Here is a 22,702-nt window from a genome sequence, read left to right as displayed (position 1 = left end):
TCAGCCGAGCCTCGGTACCCAGTAGATCAGCAGATAGATCGGAAGCCAGGTTGCGACCACGAAATCCCAATAGAAAACATTGTCGCCGACGTCGCCGAAGCGTCGCCCGCTATAGCCATGGCGCGTGAACATCAGCACCGTCAGCACGATCGTATCGCCGACATCTGTTATCAGATGCGTGGTGTGGAGCCCGAGCAGCACCCAAAGCATCGAGCCGTAGGCGTTCGTATCCCAGTAAACGTTCAAGGCCGGAAACTCGAACCAGCGCACAAGGAGCGGGGCGAGGCCGAGCAGCGACATGACAACCAGTCCGATCCGCACCGGCACGATGGCGCATTGCTTGGCATAGCGATCGAGGATGTGGTTCGGCACCAGGCTGGCGATCAGCAGCAGCGTGACGATCGTTCCTGGCCAATGGTTCGGCTGCGGTGCACTCAACGGCCATTCAGGCCAAGAGACCGCCAAGTAGAGATAGGCGGCTGCGGCGAGCGCAAAGCCGGTGCCCTCCAGAGCCATGAAAGCGAGCGTGCCCCACCAGGTCGGGCTGCGCGGACCATACCCAAAGGTGGGGAGACCGGAAACATCTGTGACGGGACGCTCGTTCATTCCTCGTCCTCCGGATCACCTTTTGGCCAGAACCAGCCGATCAAGGTGACGGCGATTGGCAGGGCGCCCCACACGATGGCCCAGGGGGTGAAGATCGAATAGAGAAACGTGCCGCCTACGGCGAACGCTGCAAAGAGCGGCCAGATCGACGGTGTCGCCGATTTCTCGCGAATGTCGGGATGGGCTTCAGCGACTGTCGAGACCAGCAGCTCGCGCGCGTCGACGCGAAGCCCGGTCGCTACGGGAAGAGCGTCGCGCTCGGCCCAGAGTGGCTCCGCGTTGGTGACGACCGGAATGCGCGCGAAATTATAGCTCGGCGGCGGCGAGGGCGTTGCCCATTCCAGGGTGCCGGCCTCCCAGGGATTGTTGCCTGCCGCTGCGCCTTTCAACGCGCCATGCACAAGATTGAAGGTGAACAGGACGAAACTCAGGAAGAAGACCACCGCGCCTGCTGTTATGAACAGGTTGATGTTCCCCCAGCCAAGCTCGGCCGGATAGGTGTAGACCCGTCGCGGCATGCCCCACAGCCCCACGATGTGCATCGGGAAAAAGGCGGCGTTGAAGCCAATGAAGGCCAGCCAGAAATGCAAGCGGCCCAGGCGCTCGCTCATCATTCGGCCGGTGATTTTAGGAAACCAGAAATAGGCCGCACCCAGCAGCGGGAATACCGATCCGCCGATCAGCACATAGTGGAAATGCGCGACGACGAAGTAGGTGTCGTGCACCTGCAGATCCAGCGGCACGGAGGCCAGCATGACGCCGGTGAGACCGCCGATGACGAAGATGAAGAAGAAGCCGAACACGAACAACATTGGCGTGCGGATCACCGGTCTGCCGTCCCACATCGTTGCCAGCCAGCAGAAGATCTGTACGCCGTTGGGAATAGCGATCATCATGCTGGAAGCGGTGAAGAAGCTGGCGCCGAGCTTGGGCAGGCCTGTCGCGAACATATGGTGGACCCACAGGCCAAAGGACAGGAAGCCGACCGCGATCAACGACAGAACCATGCCGAGATGGCCGAACACCGGTCGGCGGGCGAAAGCCGGGATGATCGAGGAGACCATGCCGGTCGCCGGCAGGAAGATGATGTAGACCTCGGGGTGACCGAAGAACCAGAACAGATGCTGGAACAGCAAGGCATCACCGCCTTCGGCCGGGTTGAAGATGTGTGTGCCGACCAGCCTGTCGAGGATCAGGAATGTCGAGGTGATCATCACCGCCGGCATTGCGAAGACGACGACAAAGGAGGTGACCAGCATCGCCCAGACGTATAGCGGGATCTTGTCCAGCGACATGCCGGGAGCACGCTGCTTCAAGATCGTGACGATCGTCGCCACTGCCACAGCCAGTGAAGACACCTCGGTATAGGTAATCATCTGCGCCCAGACGTCGGCGCGCTTGCCAGGGGCGAATTCGGGACCGGACAGCGGCACATAGGCGAACCAGCCGACGTCCGGCGCCATGTTGAGAGCGAAAGACACCCAGGCGAACAGGCCGCCCGAAACATAGACCCAGTAACTGAACGCATTCAGCCGCGGAAACGCAATGTTGCGGGTGCCGACCATCAGCGGCACGAGATAAATGCCGGTCGCCTGCACGATCGGTACCGCGAACAGGAACATCATCGTGACGCCGTGCATGGTAAACAGCTGGTTGTAGAGGTCCGGCCCGATCAGCCCACGCTGTGGTCCCGAGAGCTGAACACGCATAGCCACTGCGTTGAGCCCGCCCAGACACAGAAAGACAAAGGCAGTGATCAGATAGCGCCTGGCGATCACCTTGTGGTCGACGCTCGACAGCGCGCCGATGATGCCCGGGGGCGTACGCCAGGTGCGCTCCAGCCACCGCTGGAGATCGGCTTGCTCCATGCCGGTATCGCGCGGTCCGTCATGCTCGGGAGCGAGATCTCCCTTTGCTTGCGCCTCCGCCCGCAGGTCACGTCCGCTCGTCAGGTCGGCGCTGGTCATTTCAGCCCCTCGAGGTAGGCAATGATGGCATTGAGCTCGTCGCCATTGAGAGCCGTTACAGGCATGTGGGAGCCGGGCTTGATGCCTTGCGGGTCGGTGATCCAAGCGGCGAGATTGCCGCGGCTCATCGTCAGCGTTCCGGCTGCGAGAGTTTGCCGGCTGGCTATATGGGTAAGATCGGGCGCTACCGTGCCGCCTGCGGGTGTGCCGCCGATCCTGTGGCACATCACGCAGGGCCGCTGGAGGAAAAGATCCGCGCCGGCCTTGGCTTCGGCATTGGTCGGAGCGGCGGCAGGCCGCAACTGGTCGTCCAGCCAGGCATCGAACTGCGGCCGCGGCTCGGCAATGATGAAGGTGCCCATGTTGGCGTGCTGCGCGCCGCAGAACTCAGCACATTGACCACGATAGACGCCTGGCTTGTCAGCCCTGATGTCCAGCACATTCATATGTCCGGGGATGAGGTCGAGCTTGCCGGCAAGGCTCGGCACCCAGAAGGAGTGGATTACGTCTGTTGAACTCAAAAGAAGCCGAACCGGCTCGCCGGCCGGAATATGGATCTCGTTCGCCGTCGTCAGGATGCGGCTTGGCTGAGCATTCTCGTAGCGCACTTCCCACCACCATTGGTGGCCGGTCACGCGGACCGTCAGCGCCTCGTCCGATCCGATCCCGGCAAGGGTCCGGTTGGCGAAGAAGCTCAGCAGGGTCAGCCCAATTAGGATCGCCGCAGTCACCCCAACCGCGGTCAAGACCACGCGCATTTTGCGATGTTCGGAAGCGAGGTCGAGCACGAGCGGATCTTTTCCTGTTCGAACTCGCTGGAACAGGGTGGCGACCAGCACGACCATCACCAGCATCCACACGGCCGCGCACAGGGCAGTGAAAAACCAGATCAACCAGGCGAGCTCGCCCGCGGCCGGGCCTTTCGGATCGAGAGCGGACTGCCAGCCGCTGCAACCTGAAAGCGCCAGGAGAGCGGCTGCGCAACTCGCTTTGGGAAAAAATCGTTTCACGGCGATTTCCCCAGCGTCGCGGCATCGGGGAGGCGATTTTCCGACGGATGGACCATCATGTCGTCGTTACGCTGCGGTGCGGCGGAGGAGGGGGCGTTGCCGCTCAGCGAACGTACGAAGGCTGCAAGCTCCCAAATCTGATCATCGGGTATCTTGTTTCGGAAGCTAGGCATGCCGTTAGGCCGCCCGTCCCGGATCGTTGCGTGGATACTCTCGATCGAGCTGCCGTAAACCCACTTCTCATCCATCAGCGCCGGTCCCATGCCGCCGCCGCCATTGGCATGGCACCCCGAGCAATTGAACCAGCTGAACAGGCGCTTGCCCTCGCTGAGATGAAAGGCGTTGGCCTCGAAGCTGGCAGCCTTGTTGTCGCTCGGGAGCGGCCTTTGGCCGCCTGGCTCCAGCGCAGTCACCGGCGTTGGCTGTTGGCCGGACCCAAGGGCCGATTGCGGACGTGTGTCGCGCTCTTCCCGCTGGCAAGCGGCAAGGGCCAGCATCGCCGACAAGAGCACGGTGAGGTTCCGCCTCATCGGTCCGCGCTCCCGCCGGTATCAAGGCGCGGCACACCGTATCGGGCCAGGGTCGCGTCGATCTCAGCCTTGTGCTTGGCAAGGGCTGCATCCACTTCGTCGCGCAGCGCGTCGTCCCCGCGTCGGACGCCCATGGAGATGTCGTAGACCATTGGCAATTGAGGCCCGTCGATTCGAGGTGTCACGGGCGTGATGCGCAGCGGTGTCTTCTGCTTGGCGGCGAAATAACCGGCGAGCGGGCCCCAGACGACGGCAACATCGATCTCGCCGCTGGCCACCGCCTCGACAATGCGCGCGGGCGGGTTGGGAGCCGAATAGTCGCCATAGACTGGATAGCCGACGAGATGACCGACAATGCCGCGGCGGCCGAGTGCCTGGGCCGGTGGGGAGTTGGCCCCGTCATCGCCGATGAGCTGCACGCCGATGCGCAGAGTGCGCAGGCGTGGATCGTTGAAAGACGTGATCTCGGGACTGTCCCGCCGCGTCACGAAGACATAGGTCGAGCGGTAATAGGGAGCGGTGGCGCGGAGAATTTCGAGATTGGCGGGAGTGCCAGGTATGAGATCGCACAGGCCTGCCTTGAGCGTGTTGCGAACGAAACCGCGGCGTTGGGCCCACCAGGTATAGGAAAGTCTTGCATCCAGCTCTTTGGCGATGATCTGGGCAATCTTGTTTTCGAAGCCCTGTCCAGCGGCGTTGGAAAACGGCATGTTGTTAGGGTCGGCACATACCTTGAGTTCACGTGCGTCGGCGGCAACCGCGAAGAGCAGCGAGGCAAACGCTACCACCGCGACCACAAGACGCCCGTTCGCCTCGCGTCTTCGAACTGCCTTCAACTCGAAAGCATCAGGGGAGCCGGAACACATAGAGCGTGCCTCCCGCCGTGGTCGCGTTCTTCAGGTCTTTCATCGCATTGACGAAGCCGAGCGCGGCGGTAGCGTCGCGCGGGTCGAGGTCGCCCGATACGATCGCGCCGGCCCAACCGCCGACGCCCGACAGGATCGCGACGTATTGGTGCCCGTCGGGGCCGCGATAGGTGACCGGCTGGCCGATGATCCCGGACGAGGTCTTGAACTGCCAAAGCAATTCCCCTGTCCTTGCGCTCACAGCTTTGAACCAGCCCTCCATTGTGCCGTAGAACACGACGTTGCCGGCGGTGGCGACCGCGCCACTCCACACCGGAAAATTCTCTTTAAGGTTCCAAGCTGGCTTTGCGGCCGCGATGTCCCAGGCGGTGAAGGCACCGCGGTTGCCACCCGGGCCCGGGATCATGCGCACATTCATGCCGACATAGGGGGTGCCGGCGATGTAGTTCACCTCGAGGCCTTCTTCGTCCATGCACAGATTGTTGTGTGGGATGTAGAGCAGTCCTGTCTTCGGCGAGAACGCAGATGGCTGCCAATCCTTGAGCCCGGATGCTGTCGGGCAGATATCCCGGATCACCCTGCCGGTGCCGGTTTTCTTGTCCGGGTTTTCGATCAGGCGCCCGGTTTTCAGATCGACGCCCTTGCTGGAATTGACGACCCCATAGGGTGTCGCTGACAGGACTTCCCCGGTGGTCCGATCCAGAATGTAGAGATAGCCGTTGCGCTCCGGGCGGACGAGCACTTTGCGCGGCTTACCCTGCCAATTCATATCGAGCAGGATCTGCTCGTTGATGCCGTCGTAGTCGTGCAGGTCGTGCGGGCTCCATTGGTAGAACCATTTCGCGGCTCCGGTATCGGGATCGCGCGCGAAAATCCCGGAGGTCCATTTGTTGTCGCCGGGCCGAAGGTCCGGATTCCACGGCCCTGGATTGCCGGTCCCGTGATAGATCAAGTTGAGGTCCGGATCGTAAGAGATCCAGCCCCACATGTTGCCGCCGCCGATCTTCCAGGCTTCCGGCGGCCATGTGGTCACGCCAAGGTCCTTGCCCCTGTCCATGTCGTAATGCGGCTTGAAATCCGGCCCGATCAGCACGTCCTTGTCCGGTCCGGTGCCGTAAGCCGTCCAGACGACATGTCCGTCGCCCGCGTCCAGCGCCTTGACCCAGCCGCGCACACCCATCTCGCCGCCGGAATTGCCGACCAGCACTTTGCCCTTCACCACAAGCGGCGCCATGGTTATGGTCTCGCCGATATTGATGTTGCCGACATGCGCGTTCCAGACCGGTTGGCCAGTGGCGGCATCCAGCGCGATCGTGTGACCATCCAGCGTGTTGAAGAAGAGGCGCCCGTCGGCGAAGACCGCACCGCGGTTGACCACGTCGCAGCAGGCAACGCCCTGCGCGGCAGGCTCAGGATTTGGCTCGTACTTCCATTTCATCGGCGCGCCCGGTTTGGAAAGATCGAGCGCGTAGACGATGTTTGGAAAAGGTGTCACGATATACATCGTGTTGCCGACGACGAGTGGCGCCGCTTCCTGACCCTTGTTCACTCCGGTCGAAAAAGTGAAGGCAACTTGAAGGTTCTTGACATTGTCCTCGTTAATGTCCGCCAGTTCGCTGTAGCGCGTCGAGGCATAATTCTTAGCCGGCATTGTCCATTGGCCGTCATCAGGTGGCGCGGCCGCGGCGGGCGGTGTGATGGCAGGTGTCACCGCGGACTGCGCGGCCGCGGCGTTCAGCAATGAGCAGCCTGCGGCCAGCACCAGCCACTTCAACGGCCTAAAGTCGAAACCGCGGCCCCTTTCCGCTCCTCGGCCGTCTGGTGTCGCAGATGCGTATTTCCCCGCCACTTTCAGAGATCCCCTCATTTGCGGATCGAACCTCCCACTCCGGCGCCGAGTTCGGCCGCGACGTCCGCCTCGGTTCCCGCGCACAACGGATGACCCCAGCCGGAGGCGCTCTTTCCGCCAGGATCGAGATCGTAGACGATGGCGTCCTTGGCGTTGGGGTTGACGCCCGCCGGAACCTTGTCCAGGCCCAGGGCCGCACGCAGGCGCCAAGCGACATTGTGATCGGCGCAGGAGGAGTCGCCGCTGATGCCAAGCCCGCCGACAATCGTTTTGCCGTCGTAGAGAGCAAGGCCGCCGCCAAATGCCACGACGCCGCCGATCGGCTTGCCAATCAGCGGATCGCTCGCACTCCCAAAGGTCTTGCTGTCGCCGGCATAAGCGGCTGCCTGGTTGAGAGGATTGGTAAGCTGCAAGCCGAACAAGGGGCCACCCGGCTGAACAGAAGCATATAGATTCGCCGTCGAGAGAGCCATCTGGGCAACGCTGAGCCCGTTGGCCGTGCTGGCCTTTTCGGCTGCGATCAGCCGGCTGCCGGGCCACTGCGCATAGCTGGTGGGGCCGCTGAAAGCAACGGCGCAAACTGTCCCGTCACGCGTAACGATCGCCGCCCATTCATTGGTCTCGAAGCCGCCATTGGCGGGGCCTCCGCTTGCTTTGACGTTTGCCTTGAGGGCAGCCAGGAGCTTGGCGTGGTCGGCGGGGCAGGGTAGCTGTGCCCAGGCCCTGCTTTGCAGCAATGCACAATTAACGAGTACCAGGAGGCTGAAAGCCAGGGAGGAAAGCTGTGGGCGACCCATGATCCGGAGCATTCGTTGAACACAATGTGGAAAGTGGGAGCGCTCACAGAGCAAGGAATCCTCGCCAGATCCCTTGGCAAACTGAGCTATGTTCCCACGCTTTCAATGGAACTCGGACGAGGCCCCTATGTTCCTAGTTCCTGAAATTATGATGGAAGGCACAGACGTTGCGACCATGGGCAGCAGTTCACTCTGCTGCCGACCGTGAGCGGGCCGATATAGACATTGCCGGGCCAAACAGCTCGACTAGTTCCTCACGGCTCTTCGCACCTATGGATTTTCGACGCCTGAAAGTGCGGACGCTATGCGCAAGGTAACCGAACCGATGGACAGGCGGTTTTGCGCCCAGGCCACAGACCTGGAACAGCGTTATGGCATCATGTGAGCCTGATGCGCATCCATCGCTCCCATGTTCTGGCTGAGATGGTTCATGATCCACACCGAGCCCAAAACGACCAAGGTCACGATCAGCACACCGAAAGCGAGCGCGAGCACGTTGTTGGTGTTGTCAGGTCCTGTCGTCAGGTGCAGGAAAAAGACGAGATGGACGCCCATTTGTGCGATGGCAAGCACCGTCAGGGCCGAGATCACGGCCGGCTGGTAAATTAGATCGGTTTGTGCCGCAATGAAGGACGCCACTGACAACAGGATTGCCAGGCCAAAGCCCAGCAGATAGCCGGAAAGGCCTCCCGCCACCTCGTGTTCCTCGCTGCGTTCTTCGCCTGGTGCGGAATCGCGGCGGTCAAGCATGTCCTCGTGCCGGCTGTCCATTTCGCTCATGATGACGCTCCCAGCAGATAGACCAGGGTGAAGATGGCGATCCAGATAATGTCCAGCGCGTGCCAGAACAGGCTGAAGCAGTGAAGCCGGCGCAATATGTCGGGACGAAAGCCTTTTATCCAGAGCTGCGCCATCATGGTGCCGAGCCAAAGCAGGCCAAGTCCAACATGGGTTCCGTGGCAGCCCACAAGGGCGAAGAACGCGGACAGGAAGGCGCTGCGTGATGGGCCCGCCTGCTCATTCACCATGGCCGCGAATTCCTGCACCTCCAGGAACAGGAAGGCTGCACCAAGCAGGCCGGTCACCAGCAACCAGAACTGGGTGGCGGCCATTGACCGGCGGTGGGTCGCGAGCATCGCAAGGCCGCCGGTGAAGCTCGAGGTGAGCAGCAGCGCCGTCTGTGCCGCGACGCGCGTCAACTCAAACAGCTCCTTGCCTGTTGGCCCGCCCGCCGCCGAATTGGACAGGACGGCATACGCGGCGAAGAAAGCCGAGAACATTATGATGTCCGACAACAGGAAGATCCAAAAGCCGTAGGCAACCGTGACGAACTTCGAGGCCGGGCCTCCCTCGCCGTGGCCGGTCGCCGAGAACACGTGATGGCCATGCCCTGCGGTGCGGCCCAGCCGGTAGGGATCGCGCGTTGCGGTGCCGGCGGGGATGTCGCTCATGCCACACGCTCGCGTCTACGCATCCAGGCACGCTGGGCTGCCTTGCGGTCAAGATCGATGCGGCCGACCTCGTCGGCAGGGATCTCGTAATCGCCATGCTCGCGCCAGGCGAATACAACGAAGGTGGCATAGGCCCCGATGAAGCCGACAATCGCCAACCACCAGATGTGCCAGATGAGCGCGAAGCCAATCAGAGTGCTGAAGAAGGCGGTGACGAAGCCTGTGGGGCTATTACGCGGCATCTCGATCGCCTCGTAGTCCTCTTCGGTCTCCTGACTCTGCTCGTCCATTGCCCTTTGCTTGATGGTCCAGTAGGGCTCCTCGTTTTCGACATGCGGCAGCCGCGCGTAGTTGAAGACGGGCGGCGGCGAGGATGTCGACCATTCCAGCGAGCGCCCGTCCCAAGGGTCGCCGGTCTCGTCGCGCAACTCGTCGCGATGCCTGATCGAGACGACAAGCTGCGTGACCTGGCATGCGGCGCCGACGATCATCACCACGATTCCGAAGGCCGCCACGACAAGCCACGGCGCCCACATATCCATGTCGATATGCTGAAGGCGGCGGGTCATGCCGAGAAGGCCGACGATATAGAGTGGCACGAACACCAGAATGTAGCCGGCAAGCGTGACCCAGAACGCCGCCTTGCCCCAACCTTCATGCAGCCGGAACCCGAAGGCTTTCGGGAACCAGTAGGTGAAGCCGGCAAAGGCCGCGAACAGCACGCCCGAGATGATGACGTTGTGAAAATGCGCCACGAGAAAGAGCGAATTGTGCAGCATGAAATCGGCCGGCGGAACGGCGAGCAGCACGCCGGTCATGCCGCCGATGATGAAAGTGGTGACAAAGCCTAGCGCCCACAGCATTGGTGTTTCGAAGCGCACGCGCCCGCCATACATGGTGAAGAGCCAGTTGTAGATCTTGACCCCGGTGCCGACGGCGATAACCGAGGTGGCGATGCCGAAAGCCGCATTGACATCAGCGCCGGCGCCCATGGTGAAGAAGTGGTGCAGCCAGACCATGAAGGAGACGATGCAGATGAACATCGTCGCCGCAACCATCGAACGATAGCCGAACAGCGGTTTCGACGAGAAGGTCGAGAAGATCTCCGAATAGATCCCGAAGGCGGGAAGCACGAGGATGTAGACCTCGGGGTGACCCCAGGCCCAGATGAGATTGACGAACATCATCTGGTTACCGCCGGCTTCGTTGGTGAAAAAATGGAAGCCGAGATAACGGTCGAGGGTTAGCATGGCGAGGGTTGCGGTAAGGATAGGGAATGCGGCGACGATGAGCATGTTGGAGGCAAGCGAGGTCCAGCAGAACATCGGCATGCGCAGATAGCCCATGCCTGGCGCGCGCATCTTGAGGATGGTGGTCGCCAGGTTGACGCCCGTGAGCAGGGTGCCGACGCCGGAGATCTGGATCGACCACAAATAATAATCGACGCCGACGCCTGGCGAGTAGGTCGTCTCCGACAGCGGTGCATAAGGTAGCCACCCGGTGCGCGCGAACTCGCCGACGACGAGCGAAATGTTGACGAGCAGCGCGCCGGTCGCGGTCAGCCAGAAGCTCACTGAGTTCAGCGTCGGGAAGGCGACGTCGCGGATGCCGAGCTGCAGCGGGATGACGAAATTCATCAGCCCAATGACAAAGGGCATCGCGGCGAAGAAGATCATGATCGTGCCGTGGGCCGAAAAGACCTGGTCGTAGTGCTCCGGCGGCAGGTATCCCGGCCCGTGGATGGCGAGCACCTGCTGGGTGCGCATCATGACGGCGTCAACGAAGCCGCGCAGAAGCATCAGCGCCGCCAGCACGATATACATGACGCCGATCCGCTTGTGGTCGACGGAGGTTATCCACTCATGCCAAAGGTAGGGCCAGTAGCCTTTGATCGTTACCCAGATCAGAACGGCGGCGGCGGCCAGGAAGACGATCAGGGCCGCGCCGAGCGGAATAGGCTGGTCAAAGGGAACGGCCGACCAGTCGAGCTTGCCGAGCATCGTCATCCTCCTTCATCGTGCTGGTGAGCCATGGGCGGCGCTCCCGCCTTGGGCTCAGCTTTCGGGCTCACCTGCGGCTCTCCGGCGGCGGTTCCAGCAGGTCCCGGCCCCGGAGGTAGCGTCTGGTGCACGACCGCATCGAACAAGCCCGGCTGCACATGGCCGAACGAGGATGCCGGCGCGTTGATGCTTTGCCTGGCAAGCTGGCGATAGGCGCTGGCGTTGAGCACGCCGCCTCCGCCATGCAAGGAGGAGGCCCAACTGGCGAAGGCGTCAGCCGAGATTGCCCTGACACGGAAATTCATGTCCGAAAAGCCATCGCCACTGAAATGCGCCGACAGGCCGAAGTACTCGCCCTCGCGATCAGCCTGCAGGTTGACCTCGGTCTGCATGCCGTTCATGGCATAGACCATGCTGCCGAGCTGGGGCACAAAGAAGGTGTTCATGACGCTGGCCGAGGTCAATCTGAAACGCACCGGCATGCCGGTTGGAATAATCAGCTGGTTGACCGTTCCGACACCTTGATCGGGATAGAGGAACAGCCACTTCCAGTCGAGCGCCACGACTTGGATTTCGAGTGGCGGCCGGCTGGAGTCGATCGGCTTGCGAGGATCGAGATGGTACGATCCATAATAGATCAAGCCACCGAGGAAGAGGATGGTCAGCGTCGGAATCGACCAGACGATGAGCTCGATCCGGCCGGAATAGGTGAACTCTGGATCATACCGAGCCCTGCGGTTCGAGGCACGGAATATCCAGGCGAAGGCAAGCAGCGCGACCAGCGTCGGAATGACGATGACCAGCATGACGGCCAGTGAGTTCAGGAGGATCGTGCGGTTCCCCGCGCCGACCGGTCCCTGCGGGTCGAGCACGCCTCCCGCGCAACCCGACAGGGTTACCGCCGCGAAAATCCAGAGAAGCGATAGGCCTCGACTACAACGGTGTAACACTGGAAAACATCTTAGCCAGCCGCCGTCCCGGGGATGAGTACCTGCATAACTGAGGCGCGGGCTGCTTGTTCCGCAAAGATGCGCTTTTGTCTCCAACGGCGAAGGGCGCTGCATCGAGATGACGGAGCGTCTCGCGCGCCCCATGCTCCGATCTCAACTTGTTCTACGTCAGCGTTACGGCAAGCTGGCGCCCGTGTGGTCGGCCTGCCTTGTCGGCCACGCAATTCGCCTCAACATTTCGCGAAAAGAGACTGCGCCTAACGTGCTGCAGGCTGGATGCTTCTCCTGCGGGAACGGACAGCAAATGTCCAACTCGGGGGTACCGCCGGTGCTACGGCGAACGCGAGCCCTACAAGATGCAACCCAACCTCGGGCGAGACGCCGTTGCGCGCTGGGACGTTTCGCGATCACGCAATATCGGTTGGCTTGGCTCTTAAAGGTTCCGCCCCCGTGTGCTCCTCCCCGGCGAGCTGTTGAGCCCGCGGCTCGCGATCCGCGTCGGCACGTCTCCGATTGCCTGCTATGTAGGTGCGATTTCAGGCAACCAACTCGAGCTGCCAGCATTGATTTGGGATAGTCTCGGGAGAAATGCCATGCTGCAATTCAACCTGCCTCGAGAAGTTGCAATCGGTGATGAAGTTGCCCTGACGAGTACGGTCATGGACATGCTTCCCAGTGGGCGCGCCAGGGTGAGCATCCCCTCCTATGATCGTCCTTATGCGATCGATGCGCCCCCCAGAACTCACGTCGGAGACAAAGTCGTTCTTGTTGGGGACGTCACTCGGGTCGATCCTGAAACCAACAAGCTGAGCGTACGAATTGACTGTGGCGGGGTGGTTACCGTCCACAAATCGGCAATCATAAGGCTCAAGAAAAATTGCGCGGCCCGAAATGGCTGACGCATCACCCTGCGACGTAAGGCTCGCCAACGAGGCCGAGCTCGCGGGATGGGATTATCCACGCCATCTCACCGCGCCAGCCTTACCGACGGGCTGCGCTCGATGAAGCTTGACCTCATCGGCGAGGTGGCCGAACTCGCGCGTTATATCGGCTACTGGAAGCCCTATGCGACGAGCCATGAAGGGCTTGACGCCAACCGTGCAATCCAGACCGGGGGTCCGCAACGCGGTGTTGGCACTGGCGGAAGCGGCCAAAAAACGGCGTGCAGGGCAGTTTCCACCGATCGTGACATCAATCGGGACAGGCCACGACGCTCCGCGTCCGATATGGCGTGACGGATGAGGGAGATGCCACACTGGGTTCGCGGTGCCTGGATTCTTTTGAAGGATGCCGTCACCGGCTTCATCAACGACAATGCGTTGAGCCACGGGGCAGCGGTGGCTTTCTACGCCACGACATCGCTGGCGCCGATCCTTCTGATCGTCGTGGCGGTCGCTGGTCTGGCGGTGGGCAAGGATGCGGCCCAGCTCGCCCTGTCAGCGGAGATATCCGGCGCGATGGGCGCGCAGAGTGCCGATCTGCTCAAGGCGACGATCGAGACGGCTTCGCACCGATGGTCCGGGACGCTTGCCACGCTCATCGGATTGGTGACGCTTTTCTTCACTGCCTCCGGTGTTTTCGGTGAGATGCAACAGTCGTTGAACGAGATCTGGAAGGTAAAAGCCGACGGCCTGTCGCTTTCGCGCCTGGTGCGGGCGCGCGCGGCAAGCCTCGGCCTGGTTGCCGCGTTGGGCTTCATGCTGCTGGTATCGCTGGCGGCAAGCGCAGCGATCACCGCGCTGAGCGATGTCATCAATCACCACCTGCCGTTCGGCGAACTGGTGCTCAGCACGGTCAACACGGTTGTCTCTTTCTTGCTAATTGGGCTGCTCTTCGCAGCGATCTACAAGGTCCTGCCGGATCGCACGCTCAAATGGCGCGATGTTGCCGTCGGTTCGGTGGTTACTGCGTTGCTGTTCACCATCGGCAAGTCGCTGATCGGCTGGTATATCGGCACCAGCGCGATAGCGACTTCCTACGGAGCGGCAGGCGCGCTTATGGTGGTGCTGCTTTGGGTCTATTATTCAGCGCAGATATTCCTGTTCGGTGCAGAAATTACGCGCGCTTACTCGGTCAGGCGCGGAAGCCGGCCAGACCTTGCGCCGGTAGTGGCGTTGAGCGGCGACAAGATAGACACGCCGCGCCGGCCTGAGGTGCATGACGGCGAGATCGCCGCATGGATTGTGGTAAGCAGCCTGATCACCGCGCTGCTCTCGCATTTGTCGCGGCGAAAGCAGGATTGACGCCGCGCGGGGGCACCGTTGGCATGGAAAGCCGCACCATCCGTGATGCGATCGCGTGCGTCGATGCTGATCAGGCGGGCGGAACGGAACGATCCGGCTGACGTTTGTGCCAAGGATCGGCGCGACAGGAGGACTGCATGGCGGCCCCACGAGCAGTTTGGAAAGGGTTTCTGAAAGTCGGGTCCGTGTCGTGCGGAGTGAAGCTTGTGGGTGCAACCAGCGAGGCATCGAAAATCCACTTCAAGATTTTGAATCGGAAAGATGGATTACCCGTCAAGGCTGCCTATGTTGACGAAGAGACGGGCGATGTCGTCGTTAGCGAAAACCAAGTCAAAGGCTACGAGGCAGACGCGGGCGATTTCATCAAGGTCGAACCGGACGAGATCAAAAAGCTCAAGATGACGTCTGAGCACACGCTTGAGGTCGACGAGTTTGTCGCCATCAAGGACATCGACACGCGCTACCTGGAAAAGCCCTACTACCTGATCCCTGCCGACGGCGCTTCCACCGAGGCCTTCTCAGTGCTGCGCGAAGCGATGGCCAAGAAGGCTGTGGCGGCGCGGTCCTGCGTGGTGCTGTACCAACGCGGGCGCGAAGTCGTGATACAGCCATATGGCAAGGGAATGCTGCTTACCGAGTTGCGGACCCATGACGAGATGATCTCGGAAGAGACCGTATTCAAAGACCTGGAAAGCCATGAATACGATCAGGAACTGCTCGAAATCGCAGGCCTGCTGATCGACAAAAAAGTGACCAAGTTTGATCCGTCGAAATTTGAAGACACCTACGAGGATGCGCTCATCGCGTTGATCGACGCAAAACGCAAGGGCAAGCAGCCGCCCAAACCGGTGCCCCCGCCCAAGGAGAACGTTATCGATCTGGCGTCGGTTCTCCGCAAGAGTCTCGCCAAGGAAGGCATCAAGGACCGCCCCAAAGCCAAAGCCGGACGCAAATCGGCATAGTCGCGGATTTGGCTGTCTGCCTTCTTCGAATTATGACCGAAAACGATCCTGTGCCGGGATCAGAAAAGATCGATTGGTCGCTCGGGCTCGGGGCTTCCGGCCGAGTCATTCGCGCGGTGCAGGGGCGCGTCGCCTTTAACCCCAAGATGCACGTCCCATCGACTGCGAAAAGGCGGGGTTTGCAGACAGGCGGTGACGGCTGCCGCCCCTCCAGTCAATAATGTGCTTCTTTTCACATGGAGATACTCACCGAAAGATACATTGATCAAATCATATTGTTCGATTTTGGGGTCGAAAGGGGAATCGCCAACATATGCACGTCGCAATAAGGAGAATTGGACGAGATGCAATTCATTGGGATAAATTGCACATAACGCAATGACTCGATGAATTGTAGGTTGAGGGGCAACAAAGGCATTGCGAACATCTGTCGTCTTGTCTGTGATTTAACCATAGCTGGTACACGAAAAGGCAATTGGTGATCGTCGGGCCGGGCTAGCGCTATTCCTCCGCGGTTTGGAGATGGTGCGTCCGCTCCCGAATGTGCCCAGCGTCGCGATACAAGCGGCGTGAGTTGGATGTCCAAGAGAGGGCTTGCAGTGCACTAACGTGCATATCTCGACGAGTGTTGGTGTTGCCGGAACCGTGGTCGACCAGGCAGGGAGAACTCAGATGTACACTCATATCCTCGTGAGCACGGATGGCTCCGACGTCGCCAGGAAGGGCGTTGAGCAGGGGATAGCCCTGGCGAAAGCCTTGGCTGCCAAGGCGACAGTTGTCACGGTCACGGAGCCAATGCTGATTGACTATGGAACCGGATTTACCTCCGGGTCTATTCCTTCGCAGGAGGAGGTTGATAGTTTTGAGGCCGCGAGCAAGGAATTCGCAGGGCAAGTCCTCGATCAAGTCAGGGAGGCAGCCGACCGGATGGGGGTTTCCGCAGAATTTCTACATGTCCCGGATACCTACCCGGCCAAGGCGATTATCGACACCGCCAAGTCACGAGGCTGCGATCTGATTGTGATGGCTTCCCATGGCCGTCGTGGCATCAGAAAGCTTTTGCTGGGAAGCCAGACGTCGGAGGTTCTCGCGGATGGAAGTGTGCCTGTATTGGTCGTACGGTAGCCAAACGAAACCGGAGAAGCGCCGGCTTCCTTTGCGCTCAACCTTCCGGAGAGACGGTGTCCTGTGACGAGGATGTCTCCACGCGTCGGCCTCGGCATTTAGAGGTGCCGCGCAATGGCATTCATGATTGCCGCAGGCTAGACAACGATAACCCGCGCGCCGTTGCGCACCGTTCCGAAGAGTTCAAAAATATGCTCGTTCAACATCCTGATGCAGCCGGATGATGCAGCTTTTCCAATGGTCCACGGCTCATTGGTCCCATGAATGCGATACAGCGTGTCCTGGCCATTGCGATACAGATACAGCGCCCGGGCGCCGAGAGGATTGTTTGGGCCTCCCGGAACGCGCTGCGGCAAGCTCGGATTACGGCGTCGCATGTTGGCGGTGGGGGTCCAGGTCGGCCATTGGGCTCTTCGTTCAACGATGGCCTCTCCACCCCATCGCTGTCCATCCCGACCGACAGCGATGCCGAAGCGGATCGCCCTGCCTGCGTCTTCGACATAGTACAGGAAGCGCTCCTGCTTGTTGATTAGGATTGTTCCGGCGGTTTCCCTACCCAAGTAAGGCACTGTTTGCCGACGGAATTGCTGGGGGATGCGCGTCTTGTCTACGAGAGGGATGTCAAAAGGCTTATCTGGAATTCTCCCGATATACCAACTCTTTTGGGAAGCTTCCGCATGCCCGGACAGCGCCAGAAATGATATTCCCCCAACGATCACGGATCGTCTGCTCAAAGAATTCACCAAATGAACCTCCGAAATTTAATGACTTCTTGGCTGGCATTTTATGAGCTTCGATGAGCCTGCGCTATCGGGACAAACATTTCTGACATCGGCCTCTCCGCTGAGGGTGCAATCTCTTATGTCATACGAGCGCCTCGTCAGACTGCGTGGTGTTCCCGGCGGGCAGTTCGAACCGGCGTCCAATCTCCAGCTTCGCCAAGGAATGGGTTCACTCTTGTCTTCGACAAGATTACCTCAGCCGAAGATTCCAATCACGTACTCGAAAGCTGATGGCTGAGAAGGCAATTGTTGGCCAGGAGGCTGTTCAGAGAAGGTTTGCCGTTGTTCGACCGCTCCGCCAACGGAGGGTGCTTGAGGCCCAGCCAGCCCGCCTCCCGCGCCTCTTTGGGCGAGATTCCGAACTCGCGCCTGAATGTCCGGCTATATGTCGAGGGATCCATGAAGCCCCACTCCTCCGCAATGCTCGAAATCGGGCGTCCATCCGCGATGTTTCCGAGCGCGTCCCTCGTTTTCAGCAGCCGCTGTCGCCGGATATAGTGCGAGATTCCTCCGGCTGGTTCGAAAATCCGATAAAGTCGAGAGCGTGAAATGCCGAGGTCTTGCGAGAGCTTTCCCGGTGTCAGATTCCGGTCGGCCAGATTGGCTATTATGATCTTGTTCGCGCGGGCCATGATGACCGCGTCGATCGGCTCCTGTGCTTCGAAAAAGTGATCCCGGGACGGGGAAATGCACGCGGCAAGCAGGCTGGTGGTCGCCGATGCGACATACGGGACGTCGCTTTCCGTGCGATGGGGGAAGGAATGATAGAGCAGCAGAACATAGTCGGCGACGAATGCGGCCATCTCGGGCCGGATATCGAGCGTGAAGGGTTGCGAGAAGGCGAAATCCCGCGGAAGGAATAGCGCAAGGACACCGTCATCCTCACCCTGGTCTTCATGGGGTGCACCCAGGCATTGCCAGCGCAGCTGTCCCATTCTTGGCGTGCCGCCGCCCGCGGGGATTGTCTGGGGCACCGAAAGAGCCCAGTGGTCGAACACCGGACTCTTTCTGCTGCGCCACCGCCGACGGTACCCCATCCCGGGATATTCGATGAAAGCCAGCACGAGGCTCTCCAACCGCCACGCCCGCTCGCGCGCAGAGAACGAGCCGAACTCGTCTCGCAGCAATTCGACGTCGGCTATATTTGAGTGCCAACTCCGGAAAAGGTCGAATTGCTCGGGCGGTGGCGCCTGCGAGGTATCAACGTCTACGACGCATCTTAGAGGTTCTGGGGTCCCGATCGTTTCGCTTTCGCTGACAATTGATGGCTTGTCTTGCATTGAGGCAAACTCATTGCTTGAAAGAGGGTGACGGCAACCCCATGGAATTCTCGATCAAGAGACCAGACGTATCGGGCTCATCCCCGGCGGATGTAGCCGCGGCGAGATCGAGGTTATGGGACTTGAAATCCCGACACCCGCACCTGCTTGGGTGGTATAGAACCAGTCGACAAGAACATCTCGCCCAGCCAGCAGAATCGATGATGTGCGGATGTCGGCAGCGTGTATGGCAACTGCTCCAGCGATCGGCTCGCCAAGAGTATCGCTTCGTACTGTTACCTCCATCACAAGCTCCTATCGAGCTAGTAGATCAACAATGAACGATGTGCTTTTCGCAAGGAGACGGTCCTGACAATTAAAAACCCAGAGTGGAGTTATCGAAAATCGTGATGCTAATGACGAGGACACGGCCAAGCTTAAACGGTCATCGATTTTTGAAAAATATGCGAGGAATCCATAATATGGGTTTGACGTATATTTCTTGTAGCTTGTGGGATGATCTCCAGGCGCCCCGACCTCTGCCAGGAATCCGTCACTGTCTTGAAGAAAGGGACAATCCCAATGAATTGTTGATCAGAAGGTTGCTCAGGATGCCAGCATCCGCGAGGGGCTCATCCACAGTCAGCCAGGTCGAATGCTTGACGCCCTGCCACCCGAGTTCGCGCGCTTCCCTTGGAGAGATGCCGAACTCTGTTTTGAACATCCGGCTGTAGGTAGACGGATCTTGGAAGCCCCATACTTCGGCAATGCTGGAGATCGTTCGCCTGTCCGAACTGTCCGCTAGAGCGTCGCGCGTTTTCAGCAGCCGCTTGCGCCGCACATAGTTGGACACACCGCCCACCGGCTCGAAAATCCGGTAGAGACGGGAGCGTGAGACACCGACCGCGCGGCAGAGTTTGTTGGGCGTCAAGTCGGGATCGCTCAACCTCTCTGCGATACGCTTGGCAATCCGAGCGGCAGACACCGCGTTCACAGGCCCTTGCGCCTCTGCCAGATGATCTTTTGTCGGCATAAGAGCAGCCGCGGAAATGTTGGCAGTCGCGGTGACGATATGGGGCAGATCCGCTTCTCTCAAATGAGGAAGTGAGCGGTGCAGCAGAACGGCGTAGTGCGCAAGAAAATCCAGTGCCTCGTCGCTGGCTTGGATTTTCGATGATCTGGTTGCCGGCCATGTGCGGGGCAGAAACAGTGTGATGAACAGATCATCGTTGCTCACTCCAACATCGGGCAAGGCCAGACACCTCATGCGGGGCCGACGAGATATCATCTCGCCGGCAGCAGACTGCGAGAACGGCACGGACAGCATCCAGTGATCCAACAGGGACCGTCTGCGATGTTCCCATTGTATCTCGTAGCCGGAGCCTGGGATTTCGATGGAACTCAACGCCAGATCGCCCAACTGCCATACCTGATGACGAGCCGGGAACACGGCGTGCTCGGCCCGAAGAAGCTGTATTTCGGCAACCCCGGCAAACCATGATCGATAGAAATCAAACTGTTCGGCTGGGGGTGCCGACAAGCTATTTACGTCGATGGCGCATCTTAGAGGCTCATCCGCAAAAGGGTCGGTGGGAATGCCGGCAGCGGTTACTCTCGCGTCCATAACAAACTCCTGTCGTACATGAGACGCCGAAGTATAGGCAGATCAAGAGGTCGGCAGGCCGTTTCCCGCAAGGAAACCGACAATAAAACACACCCTCAACCTGCCGCCGCGGATGAGATTGATTTTGAGGCAATCTTAAGCCGGAGATGCTCCCCTAGAGTGGGCTAGGAATCCCAAACGTAGACAATGCGTTTATTTCTCGTGAAAGCTGGGACAGCGTTTTCGCATCGTATTTACCCTTGCGACTATGGCCATTCTCATCGGCGCCGAGCGCGCCATGTGGAGTGACCTTGCGTTTCTCTTGCTTGCGACCAACCGGTCGGAAGGTTTGTTGCGGCCCCACTGAGGTCGCGCCATCAGAATCTCCTGACGGCCAACCAATTTCTATCCACTTTCCGACGGAGTGCCCGAAAGCTCTCGGAAAGGGGTGGTTCAGTAGGCAACTAGGCCGAATGCGGGCTGCACATAGCTGTGATGAGGCCCTACGCGTAGGTGTGTCGTTGGCTTTAGGATTCGCCGACCGCGGGGATCCGGCATTTCTGCCGACTGCCTCCGTCCACAGGAGCCGACGGCTTCATCGTCTTCCCATCCTGATCAAAATGCCTGAGGCACCGCGTTAACCAGCCTCGGATCGGCAGGTTTGAGCATCCCATCAGTCTGGTGCTGCGTGTCTCCAGAAGCGCCGACGCGCCTCACTGGGGGAGCATCCGAAGATTGACGTATAGGCTCCAGCGAAACGGCCCAGGTGCCAGAAACCAAAGCTCATGGCGATGTCGGTGATCGAGAGGCGATCGCCCTGCGTCAGGATAAGGCCGTGCGCGGCCCGAAGCCGCCGCTCCCGCTCGTAAGCTCGAGGGCTGACTCCCAGACGTTCCTGAAAGGCGCGCTCCAACATTCGCTCGCCAATGCCCAGTACCTCGCAGACTGCACTGACGGAAACAGGGCTATGAGGCCTTGCCTCCAGAATGGCCAGGGTGGCATCAACGATATCGCGCCGATCGCTGGAACCGAGGGCGCGGGGGGATGGTTGCTCCGTGAGGGAAAGCACCCGCGCGAGCGCGGCGCCCGCTTCGCTCGCCGCAACGGCCAGGCCGGCACTTAGGTCATAGCCACGCTGTGCTGCAGCTTCCGCGAACCCGACGGTTCGCAGCAGCCTCTGCTGAAGCTCCAGCTCGGCTCCTGCCGTGAGGCGTTGCTCATGTATCCCTGGCATCAGCGCGGTCCTCTGGCCCAGGTGGGAGGCTGATGCCGTGCGCAGAGACTCGAGCGCGGACCCACGCAGACCGATCCGCATGAGGCGATAGCTTCCTGGCATCTCCAGCTTGAATTCTGTTCCCGGGCCGATGATCCGCAACTGCGGTACTTCACTCCGTTGTCCGTTGAAGGTCGTGCCTTCGCCCCAGAGGAACACCGCCGTCAACGCATCGTCATTGATCGCCCCGGACATGGCGATGCCACCCTTGTCCCGCAAATCGAGGACGAACGCGTCGCCATAGTCTATCGTTGCAAGGCTCGATGCATGGCGCTGCTCGCCAATCTGCTGGATATGGAATTCCGCGTCGGGATCGGACTCGCGGGTGCGCGCGACCACGGAATTATACTGGCGGGCGTACCAGTTAGGAGCCTCCAACAACGAGGGCCTCTCCAAGTCTTTTGTCCGGACTGGAGTTGGACGCGATCGCTTTCGTCCAACTCGATCAAGCAACCGAGTCCGGCTTGTTTCTGCGGGCGATCTTTATAATCAGAAGAATGATTCCGATAGCAAAGAGAAGACAGCCAACCATGATGCTCGATGGAGAGCCATAGCGATAGCCCGATGCAAAAATGAGAAAGCCTATGAGCAAGAGGCCGATAGCTATCAATTTGTTTGCCAACAAGGCCTTGGTGTTTCCTTCCATTGTAGCAGCTCCTTAAAATTTGACGTTTCGAGGTGGTGTCGAGGGTCTTTCTGGCTTTCGCTCTATTCGGTCTTTTCTTCCGGCTCCCAGGAAGCCGACTGAACATTCGAGTCGAGCGCGAGGTGAGCGACGACGCGTTCGACTGATTGCGCATCATCACGGTTGCTGAACAACGTTGCTTCTATTCTCATGGCGTCGCCCTCATTGATGGGATGGCTGTTAAGGGAGCGTAGGCGGAGGAGGTTTGTATTGATGGTCTGAAGCAGAATCGATCTGAGCAAATAAACATTATCTCGTGAGCATACGATCTCTATGGTGTACGTGTATTCGACGGCAGGTTGTTCCTGAGAGTGCCTTCGAAAGAATCTTGAGAAATTAGGAAGAAGCGAATTGAGTATAATAATGAGCATTGCGGTTTCCGCGGCCAGCAGCAGAAAGCCAAAGCCTACGAAGACCCCGACAGAGCCAGTGCTCCAGATCGTCGCGGACGTACTCAACCCTCTTATGTTGGAACCGTCCCTGATGATCAGGCCGGCGCCAAGGAACCCAATGCCGGTTACGACCTGAGCCCCCATTCTAAGATCGAGACCTGAGCCAAGAGCGCCCGGCAGCGAGGAGTATGCCGCCGCGCCCAGTGCGACCAGCGCGTGCGTCACAAGTCCTGTATATTGTTGCCGGTACTGGCGTTCCGCACCGATCAGCGCGCCGAGCAGCAACGCAAGCACAAGCTTCAGCAGGATTGATTGAGTTATCGCGACTTCAGCTTCCAAATGTTCATTCCGT

22 protein-coding genes are annotated in these 22,702 nt (G+C 59.9%); 5 read left to right on the top strand and 17 right to left on the bottom strand.

The annotated features are described in order from the left end of the window. The 11 genes from FJ490_RS16170 to cyoA all read right to left on the bottom strand — a co-directional run bounded on the left by FJ490_RS16170 (position 1) and on the right by cyoA (position 12,140). Positions 1-606 carry a cytochrome c oxidase subunit 3 gene (locus tag FJ490_RS16170; RefSeq protein ID WP_140728354.1) on the bottom strand — a complete coding sequence of 202 codons (606 nt, stop codon included), beginning with the start codon at positions 604-606 and terminating at the stop codon, positions 1-3. Further along, positions 603-2,573 (bottom strand): cytochrome c oxidase subunit I, encoded by a 1,971-nt coding sequence (gene ctaD, locus FJ490_RS16165; protein WP_140728355.1) that lies wholly within the window; start codon positions 2,571-2,573, stop codon positions 603-605. The genes FJ490_RS16170 and ctaD overlap by 4 nt, the downstream gene beginning before the upstream one ends. Then, on the bottom strand, positions 2,570-3,583 hold the full coding sequence (gene coxB / locus FJ490_RS16160) for a cytochrome c oxidase subunit II (protein WP_140728356.1): 1,014 nt from the start codon (positions 3,581-3,583) through the stop codon (positions 2,570-2,572). Before coxB ends, ctaD begins: the two co-directional genes overlap by 4 nt. Continuing rightward, positions 3,580-4,113: a c-type cytochrome gene (locus FJ490_RS16155; protein WP_140500652.1), complete on the bottom strand. Its 534-nt coding sequence runs from the start codon at positions 4,111-4,113 to the stop codon at positions 3,580-3,582. The genes coxB and FJ490_RS16155 overlap by 4 nt, the downstream gene beginning before the upstream one ends. Next, positions 4,110-4,979 (bottom strand): substrate-binding domain-containing protein, encoded by an 870-nt coding sequence (locus FJ490_RS16150; protein ID WP_140728357.1) that lies wholly within the window; start codon positions 4,977-4,979, stop codon positions 4,110-4,112. The genes FJ490_RS16155 and FJ490_RS16150 overlap by 4 nt, the downstream gene beginning before the upstream one ends. Then, positions 4,960-6,720, bottom strand: a complete 1,761-nt coding sequence (locus FJ490_RS16145; protein WP_348640081.1) for a methanol/ethanol family PQQ-dependent dehydrogenase — start codon at positions 6,718-6,720, stop codon at positions 4,960-4,962. Before FJ490_RS16145 ends, FJ490_RS16150 begins: the two co-directional genes overlap by 20 nt. Positions 6,721-6,842: 122 nt before the next feature. Beyond that, the gene (locus tag FJ490_RS16140; RefSeq protein WP_246672643.1) at positions 6,843-7,565 is read right to left on the bottom strand and encodes a heme-binding protein; all 723 of its coding nucleotides are present in this window, start codon (positions 7,563-7,565) and stop codon (positions 6,843-6,845) included. A 429-nt stretch (positions 7,566-7,994) separates the two neighbouring features. Beyond that, complete coding sequence (gene cyoD / locus FJ490_RS16135; RefSeq protein ID WP_140558713.1) at positions 7,995-8,405, bottom strand: cytochrome o ubiquinol oxidase subunit IV; 411 nt, start codon at positions 8,403-8,405, stop codon at positions 7,995-7,997. Beyond that, complete coding sequence (cyoC, locus tag FJ490_RS16130) at positions 8,402-9,076, bottom strand: cytochrome o ubiquinol oxidase subunit III (protein WP_140500647.1); 675 nt, start codon at positions 9,074-9,076, stop codon at positions 8,402-8,404. Before cyoC ends, cyoD begins: the two co-directional genes overlap by 4 nt. Beyond that, positions 9,073-11,076, bottom strand: a complete 2,004-nt coding sequence (gene cyoB, locus FJ490_RS16125; RefSeq protein WP_181165253.1) for a cytochrome o ubiquinol oxidase subunit I — start codon at positions 11,074-11,076, stop codon at positions 9,073-9,075. The genes cyoC and cyoB overlap by 4 nt, the downstream gene beginning before the upstream one ends. A 2-nt stretch (positions 11,077-11,078) precedes the next feature. Beyond that, positions 11,079-12,140 (bottom strand): ubiquinol oxidase subunit II, encoded by a 1,062-nt coding sequence (gene cyoA, locus FJ490_RS16120; RefSeq protein ID WP_140559964.1) that lies wholly within the window; start codon positions 12,138-12,140, stop codon positions 11,079-11,081. A gap of 479 nt (positions 12,141-12,619) precedes the next feature. Between cyoA and FJ490_RS16115 the strand changes: the two genes are divergently transcribed. The 5 genes from FJ490_RS16115 (at position 12,620) to FJ490_RS16095 (ending at position 16,356) form a co-directional block, all read left to right on the top strand. Beyond that, complete coding sequence (locus FJ490_RS16115; protein WP_140500644.1) at positions 12,620-12,925, top strand: preprotein translocase subunit YajC; 306 nt, start codon at positions 12,620-12,622, stop codon at positions 12,923-12,925. A gap of 48 nt (positions 12,926-12,973) precedes the next feature. After that, the gene (locus FJ490_RS16110; protein WP_140559924.1) at positions 12,974-13,261 is read left to right on the top strand and encodes a hypothetical protein; all 288 of its coding nucleotides are present in this window, start codon (positions 12,974-12,976) and stop codon (positions 13,259-13,261) included. 12 nt (positions 13,262-13,273) lie between these two features. Further along, positions 13,274-14,269 (top strand): YihY/virulence factor BrkB family protein, encoded by a 996-nt coding sequence (locus FJ490_RS16105; protein ID WP_140559923.1) that lies wholly within the window; start codon positions 13,274-13,276, stop codon positions 14,267-14,269. Positions 14,270-14,406: 137 nt separating this feature from the next. Beyond that, positions 14,407-15,231 carry a Ku protein gene (locus tag FJ490_RS16100; protein ID WP_140559922.1) on the top strand — a complete coding sequence of 275 codons (825 nt, stop codon included), beginning with the start codon at positions 14,407-14,409 and terminating at the stop codon, positions 15,229-15,231. A gap of 672 nt (positions 15,232-15,903) precedes the next feature. Further along, positions 15,904-16,356 carry a universal stress protein gene (locus FJ490_RS16095; RefSeq protein ID WP_140499425.1) on the top strand — a complete coding sequence of 151 codons (453 nt, stop codon included), beginning with the start codon at positions 15,904-15,906 and terminating at the stop codon, positions 16,354-16,356. A 137-nt stretch (positions 16,357-16,493) separates the two neighbouring features. Here the strand turns inward: FJ490_RS16095 and FJ490_RS33555 are convergent, their stop codons facing one another. The 6 genes from FJ490_RS33555 to FJ490_RS16065 form a co-directional block, all read right to left on the bottom strand. Then, on the bottom strand, positions 16,494-17,075 hold the full coding sequence (locus FJ490_RS33555; RefSeq protein WP_281405517.1) for a L,D-transpeptidase: 582 nt from the start codon (positions 17,073-17,075) through the stop codon (positions 16,494-16,496). Between the two features lie 275 nt (positions 17,076-17,350). After that, positions 17,351-18,418: a helix-turn-helix domain-containing protein gene (locus tag FJ490_RS16085; RefSeq protein WP_140499423.1), complete on the bottom strand. Its 1,068-nt coding sequence runs from the start codon at positions 18,416-18,418 to the stop codon at positions 17,351-17,353. Positions 18,419-18,950: 532 nt separating this feature from the next. Next, positions 18,951-20,021, bottom strand: coding sequence for an AraC family transcriptional regulator (locus FJ490_RS16080; protein WP_140728359.1), 1,071 nt, complete (start codon positions 20,019-20,021; stop codon positions 18,951-18,953). Between the two features lie 652 nt (positions 20,022-20,673). Then, positions 20,674-21,654, bottom strand: a complete 981-nt coding sequence (locus FJ490_RS16075) for an AraC family transcriptional regulator (protein ID WP_140584247.1) — start codon at positions 21,652-21,654, stop codon at positions 20,674-20,676. Positions 21,655-21,718: 64 nt separating this feature from the next. Beyond that, a complete protein-coding gene (locus FJ490_RS16070) occupies positions 21,719-21,919 on the bottom strand; it encodes a hypothetical protein (protein WP_140499417.1) in 201 nt (66 codons plus the stop codon). A 62-nt stretch (positions 21,920-21,981) separates the two neighbouring features. Next, the gene (locus FJ490_RS16065) at positions 21,982-22,689 is read right to left on the bottom strand and encodes an MgtC/SapB family protein (protein WP_181165254.1); all 708 of its coding nucleotides are present in this window, start codon (positions 22,687-22,689) and stop codon (positions 21,982-21,984) included. Positions 22,690-22,702 lie beyond the last annotated feature (13 nt).

The organism is Mesorhizobium sp. B2-5-11, assembly GCF_006440835.1.
In the GTDB taxonomy this organism is placed as follows: Bacteria; Pseudomonadota; Alphaproteobacteria; order Rhizobiales; family Rhizobiaceae; genus Mesorhizobium.
Note: the sequence above shows the minus strand (reverse complement) of the source record. Positions and strands in the feature narration are given on the sequence as shown.

Excerpts from the sequence above, each read along its gene's own strand:
- FJ490_RS16070 (WP_140499417.1), bottom strand. The coding sequence starts at position 21,919 with ATGGAAGGAAACACCAAGGCCTTGTTGGCAAACAAATTGATAGCTATC.
- FJ490_RS16170 (WP_140728354.1), bottom strand. The coding sequence starts at position 606 with ATGAACGAGCGTCCCGTCACAGATGTTTCCGGTCTCCCCACCTTTGGG.
- cyoB (WP_181165253.1), bottom strand. The coding sequence starts at position 11,076 with ATGCTCGGCAAGCTCGACTGGTCGGCCGTTCCCTTTGACCAGCCTATT.
- FJ490_RS16100 (WP_140559922.1), top strand. The coding sequence starts at position 14,407 with ATGGCGGCCCCACGAGCAGTTTGGAAAGGGTTTCTGAAAGTCGGGTCC.
- cyoC (WP_140500647.1), bottom strand. The coding sequence starts at position 9,076 with ATGAGCGACATCCCCGCCGGCACCGCAACGCGCGATCCCTACCGGCTG.
- cyoD (WP_140558713.1), bottom strand. The coding sequence starts at position 8,405 with ATGAGCGAAATGGACAGCCGGCACGAGGACATGCTTGACCGCCGCGAT.
- FJ490_RS16080 (WP_140728359.1), bottom strand. The coding sequence starts at position 20,021 with ATGGACGCGAGAGTAACCGCTGCCGGCATTCCCACCGACCCTTTTGCG.
- ctaD (WP_140728355.1), bottom strand. The coding sequence starts at position 2,573 with ATGACCAGCGCCGACCTGACGAGCGGACGTGACCTGCGGGCGGAGGCG.
- FJ490_RS16155 (WP_140500652.1), bottom strand. The coding sequence starts at position 4,113 with ATGAGGCGGAACCTCACCGTGCTCTTGTCGGCGATGCTGGCCCTTGCC.
- FJ490_RS16110 (WP_140559924.1), top strand. The coding sequence starts at position 12,974 with ATGGGATTATCCACGCCATCTCACCGCGCCAGCCTTACCGACGGGCTG.
- FJ490_RS16095 (WP_140499425.1), top strand. The coding sequence starts at position 15,904 with ATGTACACTCATATCCTCGTGAGCACGGATGGCTCCGACGTCGCCAGG.
- FJ490_RS16150 (WP_140728357.1), bottom strand. The coding sequence starts at position 4,979 with ATGTGTTCCGGCTCCCCTGATGCTTTCGAGTTGAAGGCAGTTCGAAGA.
- FJ490_RS16085 (WP_140499423.1), bottom strand. The coding sequence starts at position 18,418 with ATGCAAGACAAGCCATCAATTGTCAGCGAAAGCGAAACGATCGGGACC.
- FJ490_RS16105 (WP_140559923.1), top strand. The coding sequence starts at position 13,274 with ATGCCACACTGGGTTCGCGGTGCCTGGATTCTTTTGAAGGATGCCGTC.
- cyoA (WP_140559964.1), bottom strand. The coding sequence starts at position 12,140 with ATGCAGCGCCCTTCGCCGTTGGAGACAAAAGCGCATCTTTGCGGAACA.
- FJ490_RS16115 (WP_140500644.1), top strand. The coding sequence starts at position 12,620 with ATGCTGCAATTCAACCTGCCTCGAGAAGTTGCAATCGGTGATGAAGTT.